Below are 25649 nucleotides of genomic sequence, written 5' to 3' on the forward strand. Positions count from 1 at the left end.
GACCTTCTGCGACAGACGCTCGAACTTGGCGTTGTTGTCGAGTCCAGTCGGGGCCGCGTTGTACACGGACTCGGTGACCTCGGCGCTCGTCAGCTTGATGCCGTTGAAGCCATCAGCCGAGAGGTACTTGTCCAGGTTCTGCTGGGCGTCGGCCGGCTTGGCGACCGTCTCGACCTTCGGGTCCGCGGACTTGCGCTGGTACGGGCCGTTCTCGCCGTACTTCTTGACGCCCTCCTCGTACTCCTCCTTGGAGATCTCCTTGTCCTTGGTGTACTTCTCGCCCTTCCAGGCTTCGTACTCGGACTTGAGGACCTGCTTGGTGGAGTCGAGGGAGAAGCCGTTGTACACGGTCACGAACGCGTAGTCGCGGTCGAAGTCCTCGAAGTTGCTGAAGTCGTAGTGGGTGTAAGCAGTCTTACCCACGTAGACGCCGCGAGGAGCCTTGCCCTCGTGGTAGCCCGGGACGAACACCCAGTTCTGCATGACGTCACCGTTGGTGGCGGTGTCGTAGACGCAGTGGCCGGCAGTCGCGACCAGGTTCTTGTACTTGGCGTCGATCGAGGTTCCGGTGCAGAACCCGAGGTCGCCCTTGCTGGTCTGGAAGAACACCTTGCCAACCTGCAGCGGCAGGTTGATGTTCTTGACCACGCCGGGGGTGACCTTCTTGGCGCCGGTGGGGAGAACCAGGCCGGGCTTGCCGTCGGGGCTGTAACCGCCGCCGGACTCCAGCTTCGCGCCGACGGCGCTGACCGCGGTCTCGTAGCTCTTGGCAGCCTTGAGGGCCTTGCCGTTGGAGTCGAGCCAGAAGCTGGCGACCTTGGCGGCCGCAGCCGGTGCGGTGGCCAACGCGTCGCTGGCCAGCTTGGGGGCCGCCTGAGCGGTACCGGCCAGTCCAGCAGCCAGCAGGCCGGTGGCGATGATCGCGCCACTGGCGGGGAGGAGGATGCGCTTCAAGGTGACTCCTTGCGCCGTCGTGAGACGCACTTGCGTCTCATGCGTCAGTAAAGGGATAGCCAGGACAATACATGGTTGATCATGGAGATTTGGTGGAAAGGGTCAGCACTTGTTGGCGTGCGACCCGTTAAGGGGTTTTCGCCCGCACGGAGTGGGCAGGGGCCCAGCCCTCCTGTGGGGGCTGTTTCCGCAGATCAACATAAGAATGGTGTAAGTGGTGTCAATGTGAACCAAGGGGTGGAGCCGGCAGGCTTGTGTGACGCAAATCACACTTTGAAGTGGCACCGATTCGGCGCTCATCGCGTCTAACGCGACCACCTCACCGGCGGGCCCCACCTCGGGAGTCCGGACAAACAGGATTGAACCGGTCATGACTTGTGAGTCGCGGAACGCCTCCAGGCGCGAGCGGGTAGGCGTTCCGGGGTCTGCGGGTGACGCGCGCGCTCCGCAAAAGAGGCAAGCGGGGTTCTGCCGGAGCCGGGGCCCGCAAGGTGTTCAGAGCGGCTCATGCGCCCCGTGTTGGGGCGTAACCGGGGGCTGACCGGAGCCCAGCGAGTGGACCTACGGCGATGCGTGTGCCCCGCGAAGTGGCACAGGGCCCGACGGAAGCCGAGCCCTGCGATCGGACCCACGGCGATGCGTGTGCCCGCGAAGTGGCACAGGGCCCGGCTGTGACCGGAGCGGCGGGCTCGCTCGTGCACCCGGTGAGCGGCGAGTGCTTCGACATCCCGGAGGCGGACGCGGAACCCTTATGGCAATGCGTGCGCCACCCCTGAACGGGTGCAGGGCCCGGCGGAAGCCGAGCCCTGCGATCAGGCTCACGGCGATGCGTGTGCCCCCTGAAACAGGCGCAGGGCCCGGCCGAAGCCGAGCCCTGCGATGGAACTGGTGTGAGTTCGAGGGTTGGACCCTCTCGCTCGAACGACGATCCTCGGGATCTAGCGGAGGACGATGCCGTCCTTGGACACGATCGAACCGGACCACTTGTTCGCGGCGGAGTTGTAGACCGTGGCGGTCTCGCCGTCGAAGTAGGCGGTCGAGATCGCGTCAACGCGACCGTTCTGGTCCTGGTCGCCGAAGAGGCTGGTGACACCGTTGACGAAGCCGATGCGCTTGGCGTTGCTGTACTTGATGAGCCACGCCCCACCGTCAGACCCAGCGGTCATGGCGCACTTGATCGCGATGTGCTCCTCGACCTTGTACGCGGCGGCGGTGTAGATCTTGCCGCTGGGCTTCTTGTTGTAGCAGTACTTCATGGTGACACCGGTGAACGGCTTGTTGCCGTCCGCGTGGGGCGCCGCCGGGAAGCCGAACACGAAGACCGGCTGGCCGCTCTTCTGGTTCCACGCGAAGCCCTGGCCGCCGACCTGGGAGCCCAGGGAACCGCGGTCGACTGCCGAGACGATGAAGTAGTACTGGACGAAGTAGATCTCCTTGACGGAGGTCTTGACCCACTTCTTCACGAAGAACTGCTGCTTGAACCAAGCGGTCCCAGCGGCGTTCGTGGTCAGCGAGCCCAGGAACTTGCCGTCGCCCTTGGCAGTCTGGAGAGCCTTGTACTCGTCCTGGCTGATCGCGACCTTCTGCGACAGACGCTCGAACTTGGCGTTGTTGTCGAGTCCAGTCGGGGCCGCGTTGTACACGGACTCGGTGACCTCGGCGCTCGTCAGCTTGATGCCGTTGAAGCCATCAGCCGAGAGGTACTTGTCCAGGTTCTGCTGGGCGTCGGCCGGCTTGGCGACCGTCTCGACCTTCGGGTCCGCGGACTTGCGCTGGTACGGGCCGTTCTCGCCGTACTTCTTGACGCCCTCCTCGTACTCTTCCTTGGAGATCTCCTTGTCCTTGGTGTACTTCTCGCCCTTCCAGGCTTCGTACTCGGACTTGAGGACCTGCTTGGAGGAGTCGAGGGAGAAGCCGTTGTACACGGTCACGAACGCGTAGTCGCGGTCGAAGTCCTCGAAGTTGTCGAAGTCGTAGTGGGTGTAAGCGGTCTTACCCACGTAGACGCCGCGAGGAGCCTTGCCCTCGTGGTAGCCCGGGACGAACACCCAGTTCCGCATGACATCGCCGTTGCTCGCCACGTCGTAGACGCAGTGGCCGGCGGTCGCGACCAGGTTCTTGTACTTGGCGTCGATCGAGGTGCCGGTGCAGAACCCGAGGTCGCCCTTGCTGGTCTGGAAGAACACCTTGCCGACGGTCAGCGGCAGGTTGATGTTCTTGACCACGCCGGGGGTGACCTTCTTGGCGCCGGTGGGGAGAACCAGGCCGGGCTTGCCGTCGGGGCTATAACCGCCGCCGGACACCAGCTTGGTCTTGGTGACGTTGGAGTCCCACTGGTACTCCTTGGCCTTCTTCATGGCCGCGCCGTTGGCCGCGTACCAGAAGTTCGCCACCGAGGCGGCGTCGGCGGGCTTGGCCGCCAGCGGGTCGGTCGCCTGGGTCGGCGCTGCCTGGGCGGCACCGGCCAGACCGGCGGCCAGCAGGCCGGTGGCGATGATCGCGCCAGTGGCGGGGAGGAGGATGCGCTTCAAGGTGACTCCTTGCGCTGTCGTGAGACGCACTTGCGTCTCATGCGTCAGTAAAGGGACAGCCAGGAACATACAGCGCCGATCTTGAGTGCAGATAGCTGCTTTGATACGAAAAACGGGGCCTGAGAGTGCGTGACCTTTTCGTGATATTTGGGCGCTGAGTGTGAGTGGGGCCTGGACTCCTCGAGTGGCAACTGTTTCCGCAGGCCACTGTGAGGATGGTGTCAGTGGGGCCAATGTGGCCCGACGGCTATGATCGCGCAGAGTGACCATTCTGGTGTGACTCAGATCACATCAAGCAGATGGCACCGATTCGGTGCCCAGCACGTCTAAGCCGACCCAAACGGCGGGGCCCCGGCGAATCCGCCGGGGCCCGCGTCACACGCAAGTGGGGACAAACACCATCTAACCGGTCACGCCGCCTTCAGGCTCTGGGCGTAGTTGTAGATGATCTGGGTGGACGCGTTGAAGTACGGCGAGGAGATCTCGTCGTTCTTCCCGTCGGCCTTCCGGTTCCAGCTGAGGCTGTTGATCCCATTGAGCAGGCCGGTGCCGGTGGCGGGGTTGTAGACGATCAGCCACGGACCGCCGCTGGCGCCGGCGGTGAACGTGCAGCCCTTGATGGCGATGCCGCGGTCGAGGAGGTAGGTGGGCGATCCCACCTTCCGGGTCTGGCCCGCGCACGACTTCAGCGAGTGACCGTTGTAGGGGCGGCTGCCGTCAGGCTGGGGTCCCGCCGGATAGCCGAAGGCGGTGGCCGCCACCGAAGCCCCCCGGCCGGCCGTGATGCCCTGGCCACCCACCTGGTCCTGGAGCAGGCCGACATCCACCTTGCGGTAGGTGCTCTGCCCCTTCGCGTCCTTGGTCGCCTCCCACTTGAACCCGCGGTGCACCGTGATGAAGGCGTAGTCGTAGTCGTAGTCGCCCTTGGCGTAATCGGTGTGCATGGTCAGCGTGTGGCCGACGTAGATGCCCTCGGGCTGCGACCCCTCGCGATAGGCCGGGACGAACACCCAGTAGTCGACGGCCTTGTTCTGGCGCAGGTCGAAGGCGCAGTGCCCGGCCGTCGCGACCAGGCTGCGGCTCTGCGCCCGCACGGCCGTGGCCGAGCACCAGTACTCCTTCTGCCCGGTTCGGAAGTACACCTTCCCGACGGTGGCGGGGCTGGTGGAGGTCGCCGGCTTCTTGGTGGGCAGCGCCGGTTGAACGGTCCAGAGGGCGGCGGAGAGGGGGTTCGTCACCGCGGTCACCGCGGTCGCGGCGGTGTTCCCGGCCGATCGGGCGGCGGCTGCCGAGGAGGCGGCTTCGGCCTTCGGGTCGGCGGTCTTCGGAGTGGAGTCGTCGGCCTTCTTCAGGCGGTCGGGCTTCCAGAACTCCTCGACCGCGGTCACGTGGGCCTTGCTCTGCGCGAGAGGAAAGGACAGGACCGCGGATGGGACGCGAGCGGAGGGAGCCAGGGCGTACGCGGCTCCCGCGGATGCGGGCACGACGATCGCACCCACGACCAAGAGGCCGGCGAGTGCAGCCGTGAGCCGCCTTGCGCGGGGAGACATGTGGACCTGGCCTTTCCGCTGTCGTGGGGGGAACGAAAGCTGTGTTCGAGCGATTTTCCCAGATCAATTAGCTTTTCGGTATCGCGCTTGGTCGATCTGGCTCTGGTCCGTTACCTGATCAAGCGTGCCTTCGCTGGTATAAGGACTACGTCAACGGGGTTTCCGTCGTACGAGCACGTCGTGAAATCCGTTGGCAAAGAGAACGAAGGGGCCCGGTCGGAACCGAGCCCCTTCGCGTTCAACCGATCAGTCCTCAGCCACCGAACTTGCCGGTCCAGAGGTTGGCGGCGTACTTGTAGATGCCCGCGGTCTCACCGTCGAAGTACGGCGAGGAGACGCGGTCGTAACGCTTGTTACCGTCGGTGTCGAGAGCCAGGCTCACCACGCCGTTCAGGTAGCCGGTGCGCTTGCTGCTCTTGTACTGCAGCAGGAACGGGCCGCCGCTGGAGCCGGGGGTGAAGGCGCACTTGATGGCGACCTGCTCCTCGACCTTGTACTTCGGCACGGCCGGACCCGCGTAGGTCTTGTTGTAGCACCACTTCATGGTCTCGCCGCTGTACGGCTTGTTGCCGTCGGGGTGCGCCGCGGTCGGGTAGCCGAACGCGAAGACCTTCTTGCCGAGCTTCTGGTTCCAGGCGAAGCCCTGACCGCCGACGTTGTCGCCCAGGCGGCCGGCGCTGGCGAAGGTCTTGATGAAGTAGCGAGACTGGTAGTACTCCTCCTTCACCGTGGTCTTGACCCACTTCTTGATGAAGAAGTTGGTCTTGTACCAGGCGGTCTCGTTGCCGTTGGTGTCCTTGTCGGCCTCGAGCTTGCCGAGGAACTTGCCGTCACCCTTGTCCTTGAGGAGCTGCTGGTACTCCTGCTGGGTGATCGGCTGCTTCTTCGACTTGCGCTCGAACTTGGCGTTGTTGTCCAGGCCACTGGGGGCGGCCTTGTAGACCGCCTCGGTGACCTCTTCGGCCGCCAGCTTGATGCCGTTGCGGCCTTCCTTGATGTACTCCTCAAGGTGCTGCTGGGCGTCGGCCGGCTTGGCGACGGTCTCGACCTTGGGGTCGGTCAGCTTCTTCCAGAACGGGCCGTTGAGGCCGTACTTGTCGATGCCCTTGGCGTACTCGTCGGCCGTGATCTTACGGTCGACGGTGTACTTGAAGCCCTTGTGCTTGTCGTACTCGGACTTGACGACTTCCTTCTCGCCGGTCTGCTTGATGCCGTCGTAGACGTTGACGAAGGCGTAGTCCCTGTCGTAGTCCTCGTAGACGTCGAAGTCGTAGTGCGTGTGCATCTTGGCGCCGACGTAGATGCCCCGGGCAGCCTTGCCCTGGTGGTAACCGGGGATGAACACGAAGTTCTGGACCGGCTTGTTCTTGTCGGTGTCGTAGACGCAGTGGCCCGCGGTGGCGACGAGGTTCTTGTACTTGGACTCGACGACGGAGCCGGAGCAGTAGTACGGCTTGCCGTCCACCTCGAAGAAGACCCGGCCGACCGTGAGGGGCAGGTTGACGTTCTTCGACTTGCCGGCGCTGCCCTTGCCCTGGCCGGTGGGGGGAACGAGGCCCGCCTTGCCGTCGGCCGAGGCCTTCTTGGAGGTCGAGAGCTTGCCGGAAACGCCGGCGTCCTCGGTGTAGTGCTTCGCCGCCTTGAGGCGGGTCGCCGTCCAGTTGCCGGCGATGGACTTCGCGTCGCCCGATGTGGACATCGTGTGGGTCTTGCGGTCAGGTGCCGCCTCAGCAGAGGTGGCGAGCGACGCGCCCACCACGGTCGAGGCGATGAGAGCGCCTCCCAGCGGGAGGACCAGGCGCTTGGCTCGGGTGTTCAATCTAGCTCCTTCTCGATCGTCGTACGGAGGGGCATCAGGGGGTGCTGCGCCGCGCTGCCGTACGAGCGTTGGTCACGGCTTGTCTAAGGACGTTCCATGGCCGCGTAAAGAGACAAGAAGAGACCGTAGCCACCTGATCATGGTCTAAGCAGCCGAAAACCGGACAAATGGCCGGACCGTTACCGTGTTGTTATCAAAGCCATGGAACCGAACTGGGAACGGCTGCGTCTGATATTGCTGCGCTTTGGGGTGGCGTTCCCCCTGTGACCTGGAGTGATGGGTGAGACTGCGTGGTCGACGCGAGGCGCAGAGTCTCCGTGAAGAAGTTCGCCGACGAGGGAACCGGATCGAGCGAGTCGCAGCCCGTTGCCGCATAGTTGCGGGCCGCGATCGGGAGGCGCGCGTCTCAGCCACTACAAGAGGTCTCGGCCAAGGTCATATAACAAGGTCATATAAGAGGACGAGAGGGCTCGGTCGGAACCGAGCCCTCTCGCACGTCACCTGATCAACACTCAGCCGGCGAACTTACCGGTCCAGAGGTTGGAGGCGTACTTGTAGATCCCAGCGGTCTCGCCGTCGAAGTACGGCGAGGAGACGCGGTCATACCTCTGGTTGCCATCGGTGTCGAGAGCCAGGCTCACCACACCGTTGAGGTAGCCGACGCGCTTGCTGTTGCTGTACTGCAGCAGAAGCGGGCCGCCGCTGGAGCCGGGGGTGAAGGCGCACTTGATGGCGACTCCTTCCTCGACCTTGTACTTCGGCACGGCCGGACCCGCGTAGGTCTTGCCGTAGCAGTGCTTCATGGTCTCGCCGGTGTAGGCCTTGTTACCGTCGAGGTGCGGACCGGTCGGGTAGCCGAACGCGAAGACGTTCTTGCCGAGCTTCTGGTTCCACGCGAAGCCCTGGGCGCCGACGTTGTCGCTCAGGCGACCGGCGTCGACCCAGCCCTTGTCCGTCTGCTTGATGCCGTTGTAGACGTTGACGAAGGAGTAGTCCCTGTCATAGTCCTCGAAGACATCGAAGTCGTAGTGCGTGTGCATCTTGGCGCCGACGTAGATCCCCCACGGCGCCTTGGTCTCGTAGTAGCCGGGGATGAAGACGAAGTTGTCTACCGGCTTGTTCTTGTCGGTGTCGTAGACGCAGTGACCCGCGGTGGCGACGAGGTTCTTGAACTTGGACTCGATGGCGGAGCCGGAGCAGTAGTACGGCTGGCCGTCCACCTCGAAGAAGACGCGGCCGACCGTGGTCGGCAGGTTCACGTTCTTCGCCCTGCCCGCGGAGCGGTTGACGTCGGTCGGGGCGACGAGCCCTGACTTGCCATCCGCTGCGGCCTTCTTGGAGGTCTTGAACTTGCCTGACGCTCCAGCGTCTTCTGTGTAGTGCTTGGCGGCCTTGAGCTTGCTGGCCGTCCAGTTGCCCGCGACGGCTTTCGCACTCTTGGTCGAGGACAGCGAGTGCGTCTTCCGCTCAGGTGCCGCCTCTGCCGAAGTGGCGAGCGACGCGCCCACCACTGTCGAGGCGATCACGACGCCTCCGAGCGGGAGGACCAGGCGCTTGGCTCGGGTGTTCAATCTTGCTCCTTCATGATCGTCGTGCGGCGTGGACGCCTTGCGCCGCGCAGCCGTACGAGCCTTGGTCAAGACTTGTCAAAGGACAGTCCATGGCCGCGTAAAGAGACAAGAAGAGACCGTAGCCACCTGATCATGGTCCAAGCAGCCCGAAACTGGGCAAACAGCCGGACCGTTATCGCTTCGTTACTGAGCGGCAGGAACCGATTTGGTGATCATCGCGTCCCAATTAGCCAAATCTTGAAGTGTCGTTTCGCAGGTGAACTGGAGTGATGGGAGAGGCTGAGCGCGCAATCGATGTCAACCACAATCGGGGGATTGATGCGTCGCTTCGCGCGCCTGGCCGCACTCGGCCCGGCCCTACTCATCGGTGCCACCCTGGCCACCGCCACGCCCGCCGCCGCAGCCACGGAGGGCGTCACCACGCCGCCGCCTGGTGACGTTTTCTCGTGGTGGCCCTGGCAGCCCGAATACAGCCCACGCCGTACGCTCACGCTCACCATCAGCGAGAGCTGGCAGTCGTATGACCAGCCCGATCGGCGCGTGCAGCTGGTCTGCTCGCCCAGGCACTCCGGGCACCCGAACGCCTGGTCGGCGTGCATCCAGCTCGCCCGCGCGAACGGCAACCCGGCCTACCTCCGCCCGACCTGGGGACTCGCCTGCACCAGGGAGTACAACCCGGTGACGGTCACCGCGAACGGCGTCTGGGACGGCAACTACATCCGTTACCAGCGCACCTTCGCCAACTCCTGCACACTCAACGCCACGACGGGCTCTGTCTACAGGTTCTGACAGATGTCGAATCATGAGTCCGGGTCGTTATTTTCGACCCGGACTCTAATCTGTAGGGATGAGCCGCCCCAGCCTGGCGCGCAGGGTCGCTGATGCGGCCGAAATCGCGCTCGCCAACCGAAAATATGTCACTTTCGTTGACGTGCTCACCGGTCTCCGCTGGTTGAAATCTCGCCATTTGGACATGTGGCGTCAAGGCCGGGTGTCACACCTCGAAGAGCTGGCGGCGGTCGACGCAGACCGGCTCGCCTCGGCGGTCGACCTGCTCCGGCGATGGGCCGAGGAGAAAGGGCTCACCCCGGTCGAAACCCCCTATCCGGGTGGCACGCGCGACCGCCGGGAGCTCCGCTTCACCGCCACCGCCGACGATCACGTCGAACGCGCCTGCCGTACCCACTGGGTCACTCCCGGCGCCAAGCCGAGGCCGGCCAAGGTGCCCGACCTCGTCGTCGTCGCCCCCCTCGACGACTGGACCTGCGCCACCTGCCAGGGCACCGGCCCCTACCTGATCATGGAAGACGACGCCCCACACTGCCTGAGCTGCGCGGACATGGACCACTTGGTCTTCCTGCCGGCTGGGAACGCCGCGATGAGCCGCCGGGCCAAGAAGGAGAGCGGCCTGTCGGCCGTCGTCGTCCAGTTCAACCGCCGCCGGAAGGTCTACCAACGCCAGGGCGTGCTCATCGAAGAGGCGGCGCTGGCGCAGGCCGAGGAACAGTGCCTCGCGGACGAAGAGGTACGGCAGCGCCGCCGCGACCGTGACCGGGAACGCCGGGCCGACCAGGACGTGGAGTTCCAGGCCCGGATGGCCGCCGAGATCCTGCGCCTGTTCCCCGGCATCGACGCCGCCCGCGCCGACTCGATCGCCGCCCACGCCGCGGTGCGAGGCAGCGGCCGCGTCGGCCGTACGGCTGCCGCCCGCGCGCTCGACGAGAACGCGATCACCCTCGCCGTGATCGCCTCCATCCGCCACCTCGACACCGACTACGACCGGCTCCTGATGTCAGGCGTCCCCCGGATGACGGCCCGCGACCAGATCCGCCCTACGATCGACCGGATACTGGAGCGATTCCGTCACCTCATCTAAGGTCCCGCGGGTCGCCTAGTTCACTAGGTGCGTTGTCGCCTAGTAGGCTAGATTTCGTGGGTGACGCTGCGTACGTATCCCGAGATACGAGACAGGATCTATGAGTTGGCACGTCGGAAGGGTGTTCGTCCAGACTGGGTGGAAGACCATCCGACGGGCCGCACGCTTCTTCTTCTCGATTCGGAGCAGAAGGTCCTTGCCCGCGCGACTGTGCCCACGCGAGCATTGACCCCATCTCGACTGGCGCGGCTGAGCCAGGATCTGGAAGGCGTCTTCGGAAAGGATTGGCTGCAGTGAGCATCACGGTACGGGTCAAGGTGATCCGGGAAGATGGCTACTGGATCGGCCTCCCGGTGGACGTTCCCGGCAGCTTCGCGGGCAAGACCCTCGACGAGATGATGGACGAGGCACGTGCCGCCTTGCCACTGCTCGCCGACTGCGAGTCTGACGAACTGACGGTCGAGTATGTCTATGACATCGGAACTGAGGCGGCTCGCGCCCTAGACCGCTTCACAGAGCTGGCGGGGAGGGTCAAGGATGTCACCGCCGCCTATGACGATGCGGCGAAGTCAGCCGCCCGTGCCCTCACGGCCGAGGGAATCACGGAGCGCGACGGAGCCAGGCTGATGGGGCTGTCGAAGCAGCGAGTCCATCAGTTGAAGCATGCCCAGTAACCAGATGTCTCGGTGCCGTTTCTGCGCGCAGGAGTGTAAGTGATCGGCAATCTGCAGTGTGTGGTGCTCGACTGTCCCGATGCGCTTGCGCTCGCCCGGTTCTACCAGGTGCTGGTGGGCGGTGAGGTCAACAGGCCCGACCGCCGGTGGAGCCTCGACGAGCAGTGGGCGACCCTCCACACCGACACCGGCCTGGTCCTCGCCTTTCAGGGAGTCGACGACTATCACCCGCCCCAGTGGCCGGACCCCACCCGGCCACAGCAGTTTCACCTCGACATCGACGTAGCCGATCTCGATGAGGCTTACCGGCAGGTCGTCGCCCTCGGGGCGACCCTTCTCGACGACGCCCAGTCATGGCGGATCTACGCCGATCCCGCAGGTCACCCCTTCTGCCTGGTTCCGGAGAGCCCGGCGAACTGACCGGCCTGGTGACGCCGGCCTGGTTTGTCGGCTTGGGTTGCCGGCCTGGTTTGCCGGTCGCCTCATGGGAGGAATTCGCCTAGCCCTCTATGGATGAGGGCGAGGTGAGGTAGAGCTCTCTGCTTCGTCAGGACGGCATCGCCCTGACGAAGCACCAGACCTCAGCCGAACTCGCCGGCCTTGGCACCGCTCAGGAAGGCGTCCCATTCGGGCGGGGTGAAGAACAGCTTGGGGCCGTCGGGGTCCTTCGAATCACGCACCGCGATCAGCCCGGCATGGCCCGGCTCGCCGTTGATCCGGGCGACCTCGACGCAGTTGCCGCCGTTACTTCCAGAGAAACTCGACTTGAACCACGTCGCATTACTCAGGTCCATCTTTCCTCTGCCGTCCTCTTGATCAGATCCACGGACATGGCGAGCGGCAAGGCTTCGGTGCGAATGGCCTCGAAGCACTCCACTGCCGCTGCTACATCCTCCGGATCGCTCGTGGTGATACCTCGGATGGCCGTCTCCGCATACAGTATGTCGCTTCCTCCGTCGAACGTGGCGATTGCGAATCCCCCGAGTAGCCCCGAATGCATCCCGTGCGGAACGATCTGAACACTGAGCCGCGGGTTGATCGCCGAGATCAAGTGCTCTAGTTGTGCACGCATCACCGCAGGTCCGCCGATCGGACGATGGAGAACTGCCTCGTCGATCACGCACCGAAGAATTGGTGGGGCAGGATCATCGCGGGTGAGTATGGTCTGACGATCCAGACGGACTGCTAGAGCTGTTTCGTCACCCATTAGTAGGACACGGGCATACGCCTCGGTTTGCAGTAGCCCAGGAATCACAAGCGCTTCGTGGGTTCGAAGCGTGGTGGCAGCCTGTTCCTTGTCTCTCCACCTGCCGAACCACGACGGGATGTGCTGACCGCGTCGCCAGTCGAGCAGTCGATGGAGGCACCCCCCAGTCCCCAGGGCCTCGTCGCAGCTCTGGGCGAACTCGGGACTGGCCGGGAGTTGCCCTGTCTCCACCCCGCTGATCAGCGACTCGCTGAAGTGGATCTTCTGGCTGAGCTGGGCCTGCGTGAGGCTCGCCGCCTGGCGGTAGTGACGCAGTTCCCTGCCCCAGATCGCCTGAGGCGCATAAAGGTCGGCCACTATGCCCTTCCTGTCGGAGTTCAACGAAATCCGGACGGCCTTCAAGGGCTCACCCTGGTAGCCGATTCCTTACAGAGAGTAGTTCGCGGCGAGAGGATGAGCACAGGAAACCGGAAAGGAGCAGAGCGCATGGAAAAGGCTCTCAAAACCAGGATGGTGTTCGCCGGCCACCCTTACACGCGGGAACCCACATCATGCGTCCTGGGCGAAAAGCGGATCCCCCGCGAGACCGCCGCCGTCGCCTCCCTCCGCCGTTTCGTCCACGACATCGCCGCAGACTGGAAAGCCGCCGAAGACATCCCCGAAACCGCCGCCCTCCTGGTCTCAGAACTCGCCACGAACGCCCTCACCCACGGCTCCTCCGACGCCCCCACCACCAGCACCATCCACGTCACCGTCACCCGTGAACGCTCCACCCTGAGAGTCGCCGTCCACGACTCCTCCACCGCCATCCCCCGAATCCGCCGCCTCAACTACCTCGCCCAATCCGGCCGCGGCCTCACCATCGTCCAAACCCTCGCCGACAACTGGGGCTGGACTTTCACCCCCTCCGGCAAAACCGTCTGGTTCACCCTCCTCGCCTGGACCTTAAAGGACAAGTGCATCTCTCGATCGACAGCCGATTCCCTGACAGTTCGGCTACTCGGAGAGACGGGCTCGACCGAAGTTGATAATTCTGGACGGAGTCAGATCGATCGCTCGGATTAGCTGCAAACATCACTGCCGACAACTCTGCCCGCGTCGGGCTACGCCAGCTCAATGCATTTTCAGCATTTCTGCAATAGGCAGATTAGAAGCCCTCACGACCACCATGAATAAGCGAATTTCGAATAAGGTCACGCTGGTATAGGATCACTGAAGTACACCTCCTATTATTACGCTCAGCATCGACACTGAGATCGGCGACTTCCTCTCTATCCATCGATCCTTCATAGCAGTAAGAAAGAACGTTGTACACCCCTTCTGCATGCAGGCCATCGGAAGCTTCGCAGCATTCCATTACAGCCGAAAGAAGATGGGCAGTACCAGGCTCTTCAGTCCCCTCGTATACGTCATCGAAGTCCTCAACTAGTTCCGGTTGCTCCGAAATGCCCCCCCTCTCTTCAGCTACAGCCTGGCGGCAAACCGTTAATGCCCTCTCCAAGAAAGCTAGCGTCGCACCATCCTGGATTGGCGGAGACATCGTTTCCAATGTCCACTCAATTGCAGCCACTGCCAGCGCCAGTCGTTCAGCCGGATTGAGAGTGGCTAGCATCTCTCGCTCAGAAGCCATTTCATGGTCCCAGAGCAGCATCAGCACCCTCCAACTAAATCAACACCGGGATACTCGCCAATCCGTCCAGCACAGTTTTGCCGACTGGGTCCACACGGCGGACGAGAGGTCGCCATTCTACCCTGATCCGACAGACGCCCCTGGTCCACGGCATTTAGCATTACTTGCTCCGCGTCAGTCTGGCCGTTCGCTCCTTGGGTGGCGAGCTGTGAGCTCACGCCGGGCTGGCTGATCCCGGTGGTGAACTTCATGCCCTTGTGATAATTCGCTGCCCCCGTAGTGGCATCACGTGCTGAGACTTCCCACTGATATGTCTTTCCCCATTCCATGAATCCAGCGGGAACCGGCCAGAACGGGTCGGTATAGTGTCGCCAAGTCGACCTCGCGCACGTAGCGCCAGGCGATGGTGGGCCTGGCGAAGCAGTTGGCCGGGTGGTGTAGGTGCTCCTGATCTGGATGGATCGCTTGCGATGCAACCTGGCTAGGCTCGCTGGGTGGCACGAGGGGTGAGGGAAGCGCGGGCGGTGGCGGCGCGGTGGGTTGTTGGGCAGGCCGCTGGGGCTCCTGGTTTTGCGGGCGCGTATTTCAGTGGGTCGTCGATTTGGTTGCCTGATGATGCCGAGTTGCCCGTTGGGTCCGACGTCGATGTGATGGTCGTGACCGACGGTGTGGAGGCGCCGCCGAAGTTGGGGAAGTTCCGTCACGAAGGTGTGCTCATTGAGGTCACCTATTTGTCCTGGGAACAGATCCGCTCGGCTGACCACATCCTGGCGTCCTATCATCTGGCCGGCAGTTTCCGGACGGACACCGTCATCGCCGACCCGACCGGCAGGTTGACCGAGCTGCAGAAGGCGACGGCCAGGGATTACGCGAAACTCCCGTGGGTTCGCCGCCGATGCCTGGACGCGGAGCGGCGGATTGTCGCCGGGATCGGCTCGCTCGACGCGTCGGCTGCGCCGTACGAGCAGGTGACGGGGTGGTTGTTTCCGGCGGGGGTGACCACGCACGTGTTGTTGAGCGCGGGGTTGCGTAATCCGACCGTGCGGCTGCGTTATCTGGCGGTTCGGGAGCTTCTCGTTGAGTACGGCATGCCGGAGGTTCAGGAGGAGTTGCTGGGGCTGCTCGGTTGCGCAGACCTCACCCGGGCGGAGGTCGAGCGGTGGTTGGGGGCGATGACGGAGGTGTTCGATGCCACGGTTCCCCTGGTCAGGACGCCGTTCTTCTTCGCGAGTGACATCACGGCCGAGGCCAGGCCGATCGCGGTCGACGGTAGTCGGCACCTCGTCGAGCGGGGGCGGCATCGGGAGGCGGTGTTCTGGATCGTCGCGACGTACGCTCGTTGTCTGAAGATTCTCGCGCATGACGCTTCGCCGGCCACGTACGCTCGCTTCGTCCCGGCCTTCGAGGAGTTGACGGCAGGGCTGGGGCTCACCGATCTCCAGCGGCGGGCGCAGGAGGTGATGGACTTCCTGCCTCGGCTCGGGGAGATCACGGAAGCGATCCTGGCTAGGAACTCTGGCATCGATCGGGGACGGAGTGCCGATGACGGATGACATCGCGACGGAACGGCTTGATCTTCGGCCGCTGCTCGTGGAGCACGCCGAGGAGATGGCCGTCGTGCTCTCGGACCCGGCGCTGCACGTCTACATCGGTGGCAGGCCCGCGACCACGGACGAGCTGCGCGCCCGTTATGAACGCATGGTGGAGGGTTCACCCGATGTGAGGATCATCTGGCGCAACTGGGTGATCTGGTGCAAGGAGGAAGCGCGCCTGGTGGGTTATGTCCAGGCGACGATCGAGGGGCCGACGGCGGAGATCGCCTGGGTGGTGGGCACGCCCTGGCAGGGGCGCGGGTTCGCGAAGGAAGCCGCAGGCGGGCTCGTCGGCTGGCTGACGGGGGAGAAGGTCGACACGGTGATCGCGCACATCCATCCGGAGAACCTCGCGTCGGCTGCCGTGGCCGCCTCTGCCGGTCTTGTCCCCACTGACCAGTGGCACGACGGAGAGCGACGCTGGAGCCTGGCAATCCGCTGATGGACGGGCTCCCGACCTCGATGAGAGTGTCGTTCTGCAGTGCGAACAGCGTGCTGACTGAGTCATCGGTGCTGATCCAGCGATCTCCGGGTAGGGGCCAGCACCCGGCGGGCGGCCTGTCGTCGGGCTGGGCGCATGCCGCTGCGGCTGTGACGCGGACGCTTGCGGTCGGGCCCGCGTGGGTGAGACCGGGAGTCGGCTCACCCACGCGGGGTCGTTCAGCGGAGTGAGATGTGCAGCATCTCGGTGACCGGCCGGTAGCCGGCGCGGTGGTAGATGCGTTCCGCGTCGTCGTCGAACGGCATCAGGAACGGCGTGGTGATCCCGGCGGCCGGGCAGGCCCTGGTCAGGGTCGAGGTGAGCGCTGCCGCGATGCCGCGACGGCGGTGGGATTCCCGTACGCCGATGCCGGCCAGTTCGCTGACCCCGTGCAGCGGTGGCCCGCACTCCCCGCCGCCCACGCCGGTCCCGGCCCCGGTGTCCACGGCGAGGGCGACCAGGCCGCCCCGGTCGAGGACGCCGCGTAGCCGGGCCACGTCGTGGTCGCCGGTTTCCGGCTGGCCGTACGCCTCGTTCTGGGCCTCGGCGACCTGCCTCAGTTGGCGGTCGGTGCGGGCCAGGACGAGTTCGACGGAGTCGATGGCCGGTGGTGCGGCCACGTCGGCGGGTGAGCAGGTGAGCAGCGGCAGCCGGGTCTCCACGGTGAAGCCCGCCGCCAGCAGAGCCGGCTCGACCTTCGGGGCGGCACCGGGGAGGTACTCCAGCCGCGGGACGCGGGAGCGGTTGGTGAAGGCGGTGATCAGCTCGGCGAGGTCGCCGGGGGTGGGGTCGGCGTCGTCGTCGGGCACGGCGTAGTTGCGGTACGGGCCCGCGTCGTGCTCGTCGAAGGTCGCCAGGAACGGTCCGGTACGGCGAGCTCGCTCCCCGGCCAGGGCGCGCAGATATGCATGGACATCATGATCGAACACGGTGATGTGATCCTTCGTTGGAAACCGGAGTGAGAACGGTCGGCTGAACCGGGCCGCTCCAGTGACCAGCACCGGTCAACGGGACGACAGGTCCCGGCCGGTGATGCGCAGCGGCCCGTGGGGGCTCGCCGGCATAGGCCTCAATCCTCCTCAATCTCCAGCTCCAGCGAATGATCTGTCGCAAACGTATCCAGCACCCTCGAATCCGGTCAACCGAAATATCGGCAACGCAACGGCAGGTGGAAGCGGCTCTTCGAGCAGGCCGACGCGAAGGGCCTGATCGCCTGGGACATCAGCGTCGACCCGACCGTGTGCCGGGCCCACCAGCACGTCAAGTGGTGGCCCGGCGCGTTGAGCGCTCGGCTGTTGCGCGGGCGAGTTCCGCTCGACCGTGTGCCGGGCTCACCAGCACGTCAAGTGGTGGCCCGGCGCGTTGAGCGCTCGGCTGTTGCGCGGGCGAGTTCCGCTCGACCGTGTGCCGGGCTCACCAGCACGTCAAGTGGTGGCCCGGCGCGTTGAGCGCTCGGCTGTTGCGCGGGCGAGTTCCGCTCGACCGTGTGCCGGGCTCACCAGCACATCAAGCGGTGGCCCGGCGCGTTGAGCGCTCGGCCGTTGGGCGGGCGCGTTCCGCTCAGCCGAGGATTCGCCGCCAGTGCTCGGCCGCCTGGAGCATGTCGTGGCTGAGGAACTGGAGGAACTGGTTCGTGGTGTGCATCCGGGCACCGGCCGAACTGTTGCGCCCGAGCAGTTCGGCGCCCTCCTGGGCGAAGTCCCGCCACAACGCCATCGACCGGACGCTGGCCTGCCACGCCTGGTACCAGACGTGGTCGTCGATCACGTAGCGCTCGCGCCGGTCGTCTCGCTCGCGCCTGACCAGGCCGCGAGCTGTCAGCCAGCCGACGGCCTTGGAGATGGAGGCCGGGCTGACCTGCAGCAGGGCGACGAGCTCGGCGGCGGTGTAGCTCCCGGAGTCGCTGGTGAAGAGGCTGACGAACACCTTGGCCACCATCGGCGGAACGCCGGTCTCGATCATCATCCCGGTGAAGCGAACCTCGAAATCGCGCACCGCCGCCAGGTCACGCCCCGGGGTGTCGGCGGGGACCGGCGCTGCCGGATGCAGGCCGGGCTTGCGGCGGGCTCGCCAGCCGGTCGCCTGCTGTGCCAGGTTGGACCGATAGTGGCCCGCCCCGCCGTTGCGGGTGACCTCGCGGCTGATCGTCGACCTGGGCCGCCCCAGGTCGCGGGCGATCTCGGCGTAGCTGCGCCCAGCCGCCAGGCCTGCGGAGATGCGCTGCCGATCCTCGTAGTTCAGCCGGCCTCCCGGCATCCCATCCTCCAAGTCGGTGCATTCAGCATCAATGTCATTGCACCCACAATATTGCCTCTAGCTGGGGTAATGACGATCGCATGTTGTCGATGTACGAAATGCCTGCCTAGCGTTCCCTGCGTCGCGACGAAAGGGGAACCGACATGACTGGATCATTGCCGACAGAGCGATTGGCTGAACGGCCGTTCGATCCGCCCGCCGGGCTGCGTGAGCGCGGCCCGCTGAGCCGGATGAGCTACCCCGACGGGCACGAAGGCTGGCTGGTGACCAGCCACGCCCTGGTGCGCGAGGTGCTGGCCGATCCGCGCTTCAGCGTGCGGCCCGAGCTGCGGCACCTGCCCATCCCCGGCGCCCCCGGCGGCAACGGGCCGCCGCCGCCCGGCATGTTCACCGCGATGGACGCGCCCGAACACACCACGTACCGGCGTCTGCTCACCGGCCAGTTCACCGTCCGCCGCATGCGCATGCTCACCGAGCGGATCCAGGAAATCACCGCCGACCACCTGGACGCCATGGAGCAGGCCGGGCCGACGGCCGACCTGTTCGAGGCGCTCGCGCTGCCGGTCCCGGCTCAGGTGATCTGCGAGCTGCTCGGCGTGCCGTACGCGGCCCGCGCCCGATTCCAGGGCCACGCGCTCGATCTCCTCCGCCTGGGCGCCACGCCCGAGGAGATGGCGACCGCCCTCACGGCCGTGCTGGGCTTCATGGGTGAGCTGGTGCAGGACAAGCGGGCCAACCCCACCGACGACCTGCTCAGCGGCCTGACCACGAGCGACCTCACCGACGAGGAACTGGTCAACATCGGCTTCACCCTGCTGGTCGCCGGCCTCGACACCACCGCCAACATGCTCGCACTCGGCACCTTCGCCCTGCTCGGCAATCCCCGCCAACTCAAGCTCCTGCGCGAGGACCCGGGCATCGCCGATCAGGCCGTAGAGGAACTGCTGCGCTACCTGAGCATCATCCCGTTCACGGTCCGCACCGCGCTGGAGGATCTCGAGTTGTACGGCGAGCAGATCAAGGCCGGCGAAACCGTGACCGTCTCGGTCCCCGCGGCCAACCGCGATCCCGCTCGGTTCGCCGATCCCGACACGCTCGACCTGCTCCGCTCGACCGCCGGGCACGTCGCCTTCGGCCACGGCGTCCACCAGTGCCTCGGTCAGCAGCTGGCGCGGGTAGAACTGCAGGTGGTGCTGCCCGCCCTGGTCACCAGGTTCCCCGCGCTGCGCCTGGCGGTCCCCGCCGAGGACATCGCCATGCGCTCCGACATGATCATCTACGGTGTGCACAGCCTGCCCGTCACCTGGGAGGTGTGAACGATGAAGGTATGCCTCGTCACCGGCGCCTCGTCCGGGATCGGGCTGGCGACCGCACTGGAGCTCCAGCGTGCGGGCCACATCGTGTACGGCGCGGCCCGCCGCGTCGAGCGAATGGACGCGATCCGTGAAGCCGGTGGTCACGCCCTGCCCACGGACGTGACCAAGCAGGAAGACCTCGAACGTGCCGTCCGCACCGTCCTCGACGAGCAGGGGCGGATCGACGTCCTGGTCAACAACGCGGGAACCGTCCTGCACGGCGCCGTCGAGGACGTGCCGCTGGGCCTCGCACGCGAGGAGTTCGAGGTCAACCTCTTCGCCCCGGCCAGGCTGGTCCAGCTCGTCCTGCCGTACCTGCGCGCACAGCGATCGGGCACGATCGTCAACGTCTCGTCCATCGGCGGCGAGATCGCGCTGCCGCTCGGCGCCTGGTACTACGCCTCCAAGCACGCCCTCGAGGCCTTCTCCGACACGCTTCGCATGGAGGTCGAGCCGTTCGGCGTCAACGTCGTGGTCATCCAGCCTGGCATCATCAAGACCGAGTTCGAGGACCAGACCGCCGCCCAGCTGCGCGAGTTCTCCGGCGGGGGCGCCTACAAGAACATGGCCGAGGCCATGGCCCGCCGCGGCGAGACAGGCCTGAGCGAGGGCTCCGACTCCGGCGTCGTCGCGGCGGCCATCCGCCAGGCCATCGAGTCCGACCGCCCTGACACCCGCTACGCCGTCGGCTGGCTGGCCGACAAGCTCCTGCAGCTCAACCGCGACCTGCCGGACCGCGAGTTCGACGAAATCGTCACACGCTCGATCAAGTAGGCGAAGCCACGGAAGAGCCCGCCGCAGGCCACAAGTGCCGGGTGCTGGGCGAACGCGACCGCGAACACCACGGCGGCGGCGATCGAGTACGCGGCCCAGCCCCGCCTCCCACCCGCGTCGGCACCAGGCAGGTGATGCCCCAGAGCACCTTGAGCGCCCGGCTCAGGCCGACGGCGAAGGCCACCGTTCAGCAGGCCGGCGACCAGCCCGCCCAACAGGAATCGCCTGGTGCCGCCTTCGGTGAGGGGATGGGCATGGAGGGTGTGATTGATGCGCGTGCGGGTCAGCCCAGCCTGACGCGCACACGCCTGTCAACCCAGCTTTTTCAGCCTGACAGCCTGTTTGAGGAAGACGATGCCGTCGATCATGTCGAGCTGGGCCGGGTCCAGCGGGAAATAGGCGAAATCGTGGGAGGTACGCGGGGCGGGCTTCGTGACGGCCTCGGCCAGGCGGCGGGCGTCGATGAGAGAGTGGTCCGACGGGAGCGTGGACAGGAGGCCCTCGATGGTGTCCGGGGACGGAATGTCGTCGCCGACCGTGCCGAGGGCCGAGGCCAGGAAGGCGTACCGGTCGCCCAGGTGTGTTCCGGCGATCGCCCCCGCGCTCCACCACTCCAGCGTCTGGTCGCCGAACGACATGAGGCTCTTGTTCCGCTGCAGGTGAAGGTTGCTGGCGAAAACCAGGGCCGGGCCTTGCTCGGCGACGGCACGCAGGTTGGCGGCCATCATCGCGTCCCGCAGGGCCGACAGCCGGGTCCACCGTTCCGGGGAGGCGTCGGCCATCCAGTAGTGGTAGCGGAGCAGGCCGACGGCGGTGCGTCCGTACAGTGCCGCCTGTTCCCTGTCCTGCGCGCTCAGCCGCGGCGCCTGCGTGTCGAGCAGCGCCACCAGGTCGTCGGCGATCAGGCGCAGCCGCTGGGCGTCGGCGGACTGGCCGATCGACTGGGACGGATCCATGGCCGTGGCCTCGTTCGTCCACCGGTCGTCCGGGCCGAGCAGCGTGTCGAGGGTTTCCATGGTGTAGGGGAGGGGGCCGTCGAGGAGGGCGTAGAGGGCGGTGAGCGCCTGGCGCGGGCTCTCCGCCCAATACTCCAGCGGGCCGTCGAAGCCGAAGAACCGGAGCTTTTCATCATGCTCCTCGTTGTACGCCCGCATCCAGCGCACAAGCTCGCGGTTGGCCGGGGGCTCGCCGAAGTTGTGGCTGAAGCCGCGTTCCATGACGTCGTCGAGCGTGCCCGCGCCCGTCGTGACGTAGTCGTCGACCACGAGTCCCTTGAGGCAGTCGCTCTCGATGGCGAACGACCGGTAGCCCTCGTGCTCGACCAGATGCCGGAAGATCTCGTTGCGCAACTCGCCCAGCTCCCCCACGAAGTGCCTGGCCTCGCCCAGGCCGAGCAGCAGGGGCTGGGCGGGCAGCGACCGGAGGAACGCCGAGACGGCCGCGCCGTCCAGCGGACGGGCTGTGTCCTTGATGTCCATGGCCTCAACGGTATCGTTGAACTTTCGATGTAAACTTTTCCCGAGAAATGCCTGCCTTCACCGCGAAAACCTTCAAACGGTGATGCATCCCACCCGCCTCGCATGTCCGGTCTCGGCTACCCGGGCCGGCCGGTCGAGATCACGGCCGAGTAGGACGCCTTCGGCGCACCGGAGGTGACTCCACCAGCCGGCCGGGGCCGGACGGCTGGTGAAGGCCCCCGCCGTACCGCGGGTCAGGGTTGTTTGAGCATGTCGCCCCAGCCGCCCTGGACCATGGTCTGGAAGACCCAGCGGCCGTTGTCCTTGACCAGCAGGTCGGCGTAGCGCGTCTGCTGGGTGGTGCCCTCATAGGTGACGGTGGCGTCGGTGATGACGACGACCAGGTCCTTGGTCAGGAAGTGGGGGGTGCGGGTCGAGTCCATCTTGACGTCTGACGATCCGGCCAAAGCCTGGTTCATGCCCTGGACGAACTCCTCGCGGGTCCACTGGCCCGCCACCCCGTTGCCGGTGGAGTCGTCGCTGACCACGCTGAGCGGGAACATCGCCATGTCGGCCATCTTCTCGACGTCGTTCGCCGCCGTGTGCCCGTCGTACTCCTCGAACCAGGCGGCCACGCTCTCCCTGTCCTGGTCGGTCGGTACGAATCCGCCGGAACCGATTTCCATGCCTGTGCCCCTAATCTCTCTACGGTGTATAGAGTTATAGGCGTGAGCGGGAGGGATGTCAAGCGGGAGGCAGCCAGGCCTCGTCGTCGGTGGCCTGGGCGAGCAGGCGCTGGAGGAGGCCGCGCAGAGTCTCGGCCTCTTCGGCGGTGAGGTCGCCGAGGAAGTCGGCTTCGGCGTCGAGCAGGGCCGACTCGGCGTCGGCGAGCAGGCGGGCGGTGGCGGGAGTCACGACGAGTCTGCGGGTACGGCCGGACGCGCCGGGGGCGCGGCTGAGATGGCCGGCCCGTTCGAGGTCACCGACCATCTCGTGCAGCGACTGGCGGGTGATGCCGAGCTGGCGGGCGAGGTCGGACATGGTCAGCCCCGGTTCGAGCCGGAGCTGGATCAGGATGCCGTACTGCCTGGTGGTGAGGCCGTACGGGCGCAACTCCTCGTCGGCGCGGCGGGACGCGATGGTGAACGCGTACGCCAGCAGGTACGGGATGGGCGGGTTCGGCTGCTCATACACGTCGCCAGGCTACAAGTGTCAGGGAGCCTGACGGTAACGTCATATTTCGGTCTACGCTTCTTGAGCTTCGAAGCCCGGCGGACCGGGCCGAGCGAATCCCACTCATCACCGCGGTCAGGCAACTGACGGCGTAGCCATGCCCAAAACTCGAAGGAGCGGACATGATCCACAGCAGGGGGCTGACCCGAGAGTTCCGGGTCAAGAAGGAGACCGTCAAGGCGGTCCGAGGCCTGGACCTCGACGTCGGCGAGGGTGAGCTGGTCGCCTTCCTCGGCCCGAACGGCGCGGGCAAGTCGACCAGCCTGCGGATGCTCACCACGTTGCTCCCGCCCAGCTCCGGCTCGGCCACCGTCGCCGGCTGCGACGTGCTCAAGGACCCGGCCGGGACGCGCAGGCGAATCGGTTACATCGGGCAGGGAACGGGATCCGGCGACAACTTCCGGGTCCGGGACGAACTGGTCACCCAGGGGCGCTGCTACGGGCTGAGCCGTACGGACGCGCACAGCCGGGCCGACGAACTGCTCGCCGCGCTCGACCTCGAATCTCTGGCCAAGCGGAACGGGAGCACGCTGTCCGGCGGGCAGCGGCGCCGGCTCGACATCGCGCTCGGGCTGGTCCACCGGCCGCCGCTGCTCTTCCTCGACGAGCCCTCGACCGGGATGGACCCGCAGAACCGGGCCAACCTGTGGGAGCACATCCTGCGGCTGCGCAGGGAGTACGGCACGACGATCTTCCTGACCACGCACTATCTGGACGAGGCCGACGCGATGGCCGAGCGCGTCATGATCATCGATCACGGCAAGGTGATCGCCGACGACACCTCCGAGAAGCTCAAGGCCGACCTCGCGGGCGACCGTCTCACGATCACCGCGGAGGACGCCGGCCTGGCGGCGGAGATCGCCGGGCGGATCCCGTCGGCGCACGAGATCGCCGTCGACGGGATGACGGTGACCCTGCGGGTGCCGGGTGGCCCCGCCGTACTGCCGGAGTTGCTGCGTCAACTGGAGGCGTCCGGGGTGAAGGTGCTCGCCGCGGAGGTCACCCGGCCCACGCTCGACGACGTCTTCCTCGCCCTCACCGGCCGCAGTCTGCGCGAATCCAGCGAAGGAGCCTGAATGATGAGTTTCGTAGCCAACACCGGGACCGTGTTCGCCCGGGAGATCCGGCCGGATCTGCGCAATCCCGTCAGCATCCTCTTCGGGATGGCCCAGCCGCTGGTCTTCCTGCTGCTGTTCGGCCCGCTGCTCTCGGGGATGTCCGGCGGGCAGGAGACGCAGTGGCAGTGGTTCGTGCCGGGGATCGTGGTGATGCTCGGGTTGTTCGGGACGTTCTCGGCCGGTTACTACCTTCTGGTCGAAGGGGACAGCGGCACCCTGGAAAGGATGCTGGTCACCCCGCTGAGCCGGACCGCCATGCTGATCGGCCGGACGATGAAGGAACTGGTCACGCTGCTCGTGCAGGCGCTGCTGATCATCATCGTGGTGCTGCCGCTCGGCTTCGAGTTGCACCTGGTCGGCATCCTGGCGGGGCTGGTCGTGCTGGTCGTGCTCGGGGTCGGGCTGGGGTCGCTGTCCTTCGCGCTGGCACTGAAGGCGCGTAAGTCGCCGACGCTCTTCTACGTCGTGCAGCAGATGCTGCTGATGCCGTTGCTGCTGCTTTCCGGGGTGCTGCTGCCCATGGACACGGCTCCCGCCTGGCTCGCCACGGTGGCCGGGATCAACCCGCTGACGTACGTGGTCGAGGCGGAGCGGGCGCTGTTCGCCGGAGACCTCACGAATATCACGGTGCTGTACGGGGTGGTCGCCGCCGTGGCGGTCGCGTCGATCGGGCTCTTCCTGGGGACCAGGGGAATGCGCCGCGCCTCGCTCTGAGGCGCCAGGACCCATTACAGGTCCCCCGGACGGCGGCCGGGAAATCCGGCCGCCGTCTCCCTCGTCACCGGACGACGCGGTACATCAGGTGCGTGACGAGAGCGGTGCCCGACACGTCGCCGAGCGGTTCGAGGGTGATGTCGCCGACGGTGTCGAACAGCCGCTCGCCCCTGCCGAGGATCAACGGTGCCACGTGCAGGCGCAGTTCGTCGATCAGCCCCGCCGCCAGGTACTGGTTGACCGTCTGCGCGCCGCCCGCGATGGAGACGGTTCGATCGCCCGCTGCCTCGCGTGCCCGGGCCAGGGCGGCCTCGATCCCGTCGGTGACGAAGAAGAACGTCGTGCCGCCCTTCATCGGCAGCGGCTCACGCGGGTGGTGGGTGAGGACGAAGACCGGCGCGTGGTACGGCGGCTCCTCGCCCCACCAGCCGTGCCAGTCCAGGTCCCAGGCGTCGCGGCCGGGACCGAACATGTTGCGGCCCATGATGAAGGCTCCCGCCGCGGTGATGTCCTCGATCACCGCGGCGTGCGCGTCGGGCTCGTCGAACATCCATCGGTGCAGGCGTTGTTCCGCGCCCTCGCCGATCGGGTTCTCCAGGCTCTGGTTCGGTCCGGCGACGTAGCCGTCGACGGACATCGCCATGTCACAGGTGACCTTGCTCATCTCGCTGCCTCCAAGGTTCGGCGCTCGTCTCGCGCCGTTCACCATGAAGTCGGAGCCGCCTGCCCGCTCTCTACATGTCAGCCGGATTTCTTTTCGCCCGGTGGCGAAGGTGCGAACCTGCCGCCCGCCGTGGTCGGTGGCGAGGGTGACGAGGACGGGCGTCGCGACACACCGTGGTCGGTGGCCAGGATGA

At 66.0% G+C, this 25649-nt stretch carries 26 protein-coding genes; 12 read left to right on the plus strand and 14 right to left on the minus strand.

Going from position 1 to position 25649, the window contains the following annotated elements:
* The 5 genes from MBA17_RS13450 to MBA17_RS13470 all read right to left on the minus strand — a co-directional run.
* Nucleotides 1-954, minus strand: a 954-nt coding sequence (locus MBA17_RS13450) for a trypsin-like serine peptidase (RefSeq protein WP_455432759.1), incomplete at its 3' end; no start/stop codon positions are given.
* Nucleotides 955-1892: 938 nt separating this feature from the next.
* Entirely contained in the window at nt 1893-3485 is a 1593-nt protein-coding gene (locus MBA17_RS13455; RefSeq protein WP_238496760.1) for a trypsin-like serine peptidase, read from the minus strand.
* 410 nt (nt 3486-3895) lie between these two features.
* Nucleotides 3896-4984, minus strand: coding sequence for a trypsin-like serine peptidase (locus tag MBA17_RS13460; RefSeq protein WP_238496761.1), 1089 nt, complete (start codon nt 4982-4984; stop codon nt 3896-3898).
* A gap of 304 nt (nt 4985-5288) precedes the next feature.
* The gene (locus MBA17_RS13465; RefSeq protein WP_238496762.1) at nt 5289-6854 is read right to left on the minus strand and encodes a trypsin-like serine peptidase; all 1566 of its coding nucleotides are present in this window, start codon (nt 6852-6854) and stop codon (nt 5289-5291) included.
* 512 nt (nt 6855-7366) lie between these two features.
* Nucleotides 7367-8425 (minus strand): trypsin-like serine peptidase, encoded by a 1059-nt coding sequence (locus tag MBA17_RS13470; RefSeq protein ID WP_238496763.1) that lies wholly within the window; start codon nt 8423-8425, stop codon nt 7367-7369.
* Between the two features lie 318 nt (nt 8426-8743).
* On the opposite strand from MBA17_RS13470, the gene MBA17_RS13475 reads away from it, so the two are divergent.
* The 5 genes from MBA17_RS13475 (at nt 8744) to MBA17_RS13495 (ending at nt 11395) form a co-directional block, all read left to right on the plus strand.
* Nucleotides 8744-9214: an SSI family serine proteinase inhibitor gene (locus MBA17_RS13475; protein WP_238496764.1), complete on the plus strand. Its 471-nt coding sequence runs from the start codon at nt 8744-8746 to the stop codon at nt 9212-9214.
* A gap of 184 nt (nt 9215-9398) precedes the next feature.
* Complete coding sequence (locus MBA17_RS13480; protein WP_238496765.1) at nt 9399-10301, plus strand: DUF2293 domain-containing protein; 903 nt, start codon at nt 9399-9401, stop codon at nt 10299-10301.
* Between the two features lie 60 nt (nt 10302-10361).
* On the plus strand, nt 10362-10598 hold the full coding sequence (locus MBA17_RS13485; protein ID WP_238496766.1) for a hypothetical protein: 237 nt from the start codon (nt 10362-10364) through the stop codon (nt 10596-10598).
* Entirely contained in the window at nt 10595-10975 is a 381-nt protein-coding gene (locus MBA17_RS13490; RefSeq protein WP_238496767.1) for a hypothetical protein, read from the plus strand. Before MBA17_RS13485 ends, MBA17_RS13490 begins: the two co-directional genes overlap by 4 nt.
* A gap of 39 nt (nt 10976-11014) precedes the next feature.
* Nucleotides 11015-11395, plus strand: a complete 381-nt coding sequence (locus MBA17_RS13495; protein WP_238496768.1) for a VOC family protein — start codon at nt 11015-11017, stop codon at nt 11393-11395.
* 161 nt (nt 11396-11556) lie between these two features.
* Here the strand turns inward: MBA17_RS13495 and MBA17_RS13500 are convergent, their stop codons facing one another.
* Both MBA17_RS13500 and MBA17_RS13505 read right to left on the minus strand, forming a co-directional pair.
* Complete coding sequence (locus tag MBA17_RS13500) at nt 11557-11769, minus strand: DUF397 domain-containing protein (RefSeq protein WP_238496769.1); 213 nt, start codon at nt 11767-11769, stop codon at nt 11557-11559.
* Nucleotides 11760-12584, minus strand: coding sequence for a helix-turn-helix domain-containing protein (locus MBA17_RS13505; RefSeq protein WP_238496770.1), 825 nt, complete (start codon nt 12582-12584; stop codon nt 11760-11762). Before MBA17_RS13505 ends, MBA17_RS13500 begins: the two co-directional genes overlap by 10 nt.
* Nucleotides 12585-12635: 51 nt before the next feature.
* On the opposite strand from MBA17_RS13505, the gene MBA17_RS13510 reads away from it, so the two are divergent.
* Nucleotides 12636-13247 (plus strand): ATP-binding protein, encoded by a 612-nt coding sequence (locus MBA17_RS13510; RefSeq protein WP_238496771.1) that lies wholly within the window; start codon nt 12636-12638, stop codon nt 13245-13247.
* An 82-nt stretch (nt 13248-13329) separates the two neighbouring features.
* Here the strand turns inward: MBA17_RS13510 and MBA17_RS13515 are convergent, their stop codons facing one another.
* On the minus strand, nt 13330-13839 hold the full coding sequence (locus tag MBA17_RS13515; protein WP_238496772.1) for a hypothetical protein: 510 nt from the start codon (nt 13837-13839) through the stop codon (nt 13330-13332).
* A gap of 467 nt (nt 13840-14306) precedes the next feature.
* On the opposite strand from MBA17_RS13515, the gene MBA17_RS13520 reads away from it, so the two are divergent.
* The gene (locus tag MBA17_RS13520) at nt 14307-15365 is read left to right on the plus strand and encodes a hypothetical protein (protein WP_238496773.1); all 1059 of its coding nucleotides are present in this window, start codon (nt 14307-14309) and stop codon (nt 15363-15365) included.
* A complete protein-coding gene (locus tag MBA17_RS13525) occupies nt 15355-15846 on the plus strand; it encodes a GNAT family N-acetyltransferase (RefSeq protein ID WP_238496774.1) in 492 nt (163 codons plus the stop codon). The genes MBA17_RS13520 and MBA17_RS13525 overlap by 11 nt, the downstream gene beginning before the upstream one ends.
* 218 nt (nt 15847-16064) lie before the next feature.
* Here the strand turns inward: MBA17_RS13525 and MBA17_RS50395 are convergent, their stop codons facing one another.
* Nucleotides 16065-16814, minus strand: a complete 750-nt coding sequence (locus MBA17_RS50395; protein ID WP_238496775.1) for a GNAT family N-acetyltransferase — start codon at nt 16812-16814, stop codon at nt 16065-16067.
* Nucleotides 16815-17445: 631 nt separating this feature from the next.
* Nucleotides 17446-18141 (minus strand): helix-turn-helix domain-containing protein, encoded by a 696-nt coding sequence (locus tag MBA17_RS50400; protein WP_455432760.1) that lies wholly within the window; start codon nt 18139-18141, stop codon nt 17446-17448.
* A gap of 143 nt (nt 18142-18284) precedes the next feature.
* On the opposite strand from MBA17_RS50400, the gene MBA17_RS13545 reads away from it, so the two are divergent.
* A complete protein-coding gene (locus MBA17_RS13545; protein WP_238496776.1) occupies nt 18285-19457 on the plus strand; it encodes a cytochrome P450 in 1173 nt (390 codons plus the stop codon).
* A 3-nt stretch (nt 19458-19460) separates the two neighbouring features.
* Nucleotides 19461-20270, plus strand: a complete 810-nt coding sequence (locus tag MBA17_RS13550; RefSeq protein ID WP_238496777.1) for an oxidoreductase — start codon at nt 19461-19463, stop codon at nt 20268-20270.
* Nucleotides 20271-20581: 311 nt separating this feature from the next.
* Here the strand turns inward: MBA17_RS13550 and MBA17_RS13555 are convergent, their stop codons facing one another.
* The 3 genes from MBA17_RS13555 to MBA17_RS13565 form a co-directional block, all read right to left on the minus strand.
* Nucleotides 20582-21748 (minus strand): erythromycin esterase family protein, encoded by a 1167-nt coding sequence (locus MBA17_RS13555; RefSeq protein ID WP_238496778.1) that lies wholly within the window; start codon nt 21746-21748, stop codon nt 20582-20584.
* Nucleotides 21749-21981: 233 nt separating this feature from the next.
* Nucleotides 21982-22413, minus strand: coding sequence for a nuclear transport factor 2 family protein (locus MBA17_RS13560; protein WP_238496779.1), 432 nt, complete (start codon nt 22411-22413; stop codon nt 21982-21984).
* A gap of 58 nt (nt 22414-22471) precedes the next feature.
* Nucleotides 22472-22921: a MarR family winged helix-turn-helix transcriptional regulator gene (locus MBA17_RS13565; protein WP_238496780.1), complete on the minus strand. Its 450-nt coding sequence runs from the start codon at nt 22919-22921 to the stop codon at nt 22472-22474.
* 161 nt (nt 22922-23082) lie between these two features.
* Here MBA17_RS13565 and MBA17_RS13570 point away from each other — a divergent pair, with 161 nt between their 5' ends.
* Both MBA17_RS13570 and MBA17_RS13575 read left to right on the plus strand, forming a co-directional pair.
* Nucleotides 23083-24036, plus strand: coding sequence for an ATP-binding cassette domain-containing protein (locus tag MBA17_RS13570; RefSeq protein ID WP_238496781.1), 954 nt, complete (start codon nt 23083-23085; stop codon nt 24034-24036).
* On the plus strand, nt 24037-24792 hold the full coding sequence (locus tag MBA17_RS13575) for an ABC transporter permease (protein WP_238496782.1): 756 nt from the start codon (nt 24037-24039) through the stop codon (nt 24790-24792). It abuts the gene before it with no gap.
* A gap of 64 nt (nt 24793-24856) precedes the next feature.
* Here the strand turns inward: MBA17_RS13575 and MBA17_RS13580 are convergent, their stop codons facing one another.
* On the minus strand, nt 24857-25456 hold the full coding sequence (locus MBA17_RS13580; RefSeq protein WP_238496783.1) for a dihydrofolate reductase family protein: 600 nt from the start codon (nt 25454-25456) through the stop codon (nt 24857-24859).
* Nucleotides 25457-25649 lie beyond the last annotated feature (193 nt).

It is taken from the genome of Dolomitihabitans soli (assembly GCF_022213955.1).
Lineage (GTDB): Bacteria > Actinomycetota > Actinomycetes > Streptosporangiales > Streptosporangiaceae > Streptosporangium_A > Streptosporangium_A soli.

Excerpts from the sequence above, each read along its gene's own strand:
- MBA17_RS13560 (WP_238496779.1), bottom strand. The coding sequence starts at position 22,413 with ATGGAAATCGGTTCCGGCGGATTCGTACCGACCGACCAGGACAGGGAG.
- MBA17_RS13480 (WP_238496765.1), top strand. The coding sequence starts at position 9,399 with ATGTGGCGTCAAGGCCGGGTGTCACACCTCGAAGAGCTGGCGGCGGTC.
- MBA17_RS13575 (WP_238496782.1), top strand. The coding sequence starts at position 24,037 with ATGATGAGTTTCGTAGCCAACACCGGGACCGTGTTCGCCCGGGAGATC.
- MBA17_RS13510 (WP_238496771.1), top strand. The coding sequence starts at position 12,636 with ATGAGCACAGGAAACCGGAAAGGAGCAGAGCGCATGGAAAAGGCTCTC.
- MBA17_RS13475 (WP_238496764.1), top strand. The coding sequence starts at position 8,744 with ATGCGTCGCTTCGCGCGCCTGGCCGCACTCGGCCCGGCCCTACTCATC.
- MBA17_RS13550 (WP_238496777.1), top strand. The coding sequence starts at position 19,461 with ATGAAGGTATGCCTCGTCACCGGCGCCTCGTCCGGGATCGGGCTGGCG.
- MBA17_RS13555 (WP_238496778.1), bottom strand. The coding sequence starts at position 21,748 with ATGGACATCAAGGACACAGCCCGTCCGCTGGACGGCGCGGCCGTCTCG.
- MBA17_RS13545 (WP_238496776.1), top strand. The coding sequence starts at position 18,285 with ATGACTGGATCATTGCCGACAGAGCGATTGGCTGAACGGCCGTTCGAT.
- MBA17_RS13570 (WP_238496781.1), top strand. The coding sequence starts at position 23,083 with ATGATCCACAGCAGGGGGCTGACCCGAGAGTTCCGGGTCAAGAAGGAG.
- MBA17_RS13500 (WP_238496769.1), bottom strand. The coding sequence starts at position 11,769 with ATGGACCTGAGTAATGCGACGTGGTTCAAGTCGAGTTTCTCTGGAAGT.
- MBA17_RS13580 (WP_238496783.1), bottom strand. The coding sequence starts at position 25,456 with ATGAGCAAGGTCACCTGTGACATGGCGATGTCCGTCGACGGCTACGTC.
- MBA17_RS13525 (WP_238496774.1), top strand. The coding sequence starts at position 15,355 with ATGACGGATGACATCGCGACGGAACGGCTTGATCTTCGGCCGCTGCTC.
- MBA17_RS50400 (WP_455432760.1), bottom strand. The coding sequence starts at position 18,141 with ATGCCGGGAGGCCGGCTGAACTACGAGGATCGGCAGCGCATCTCCGCA.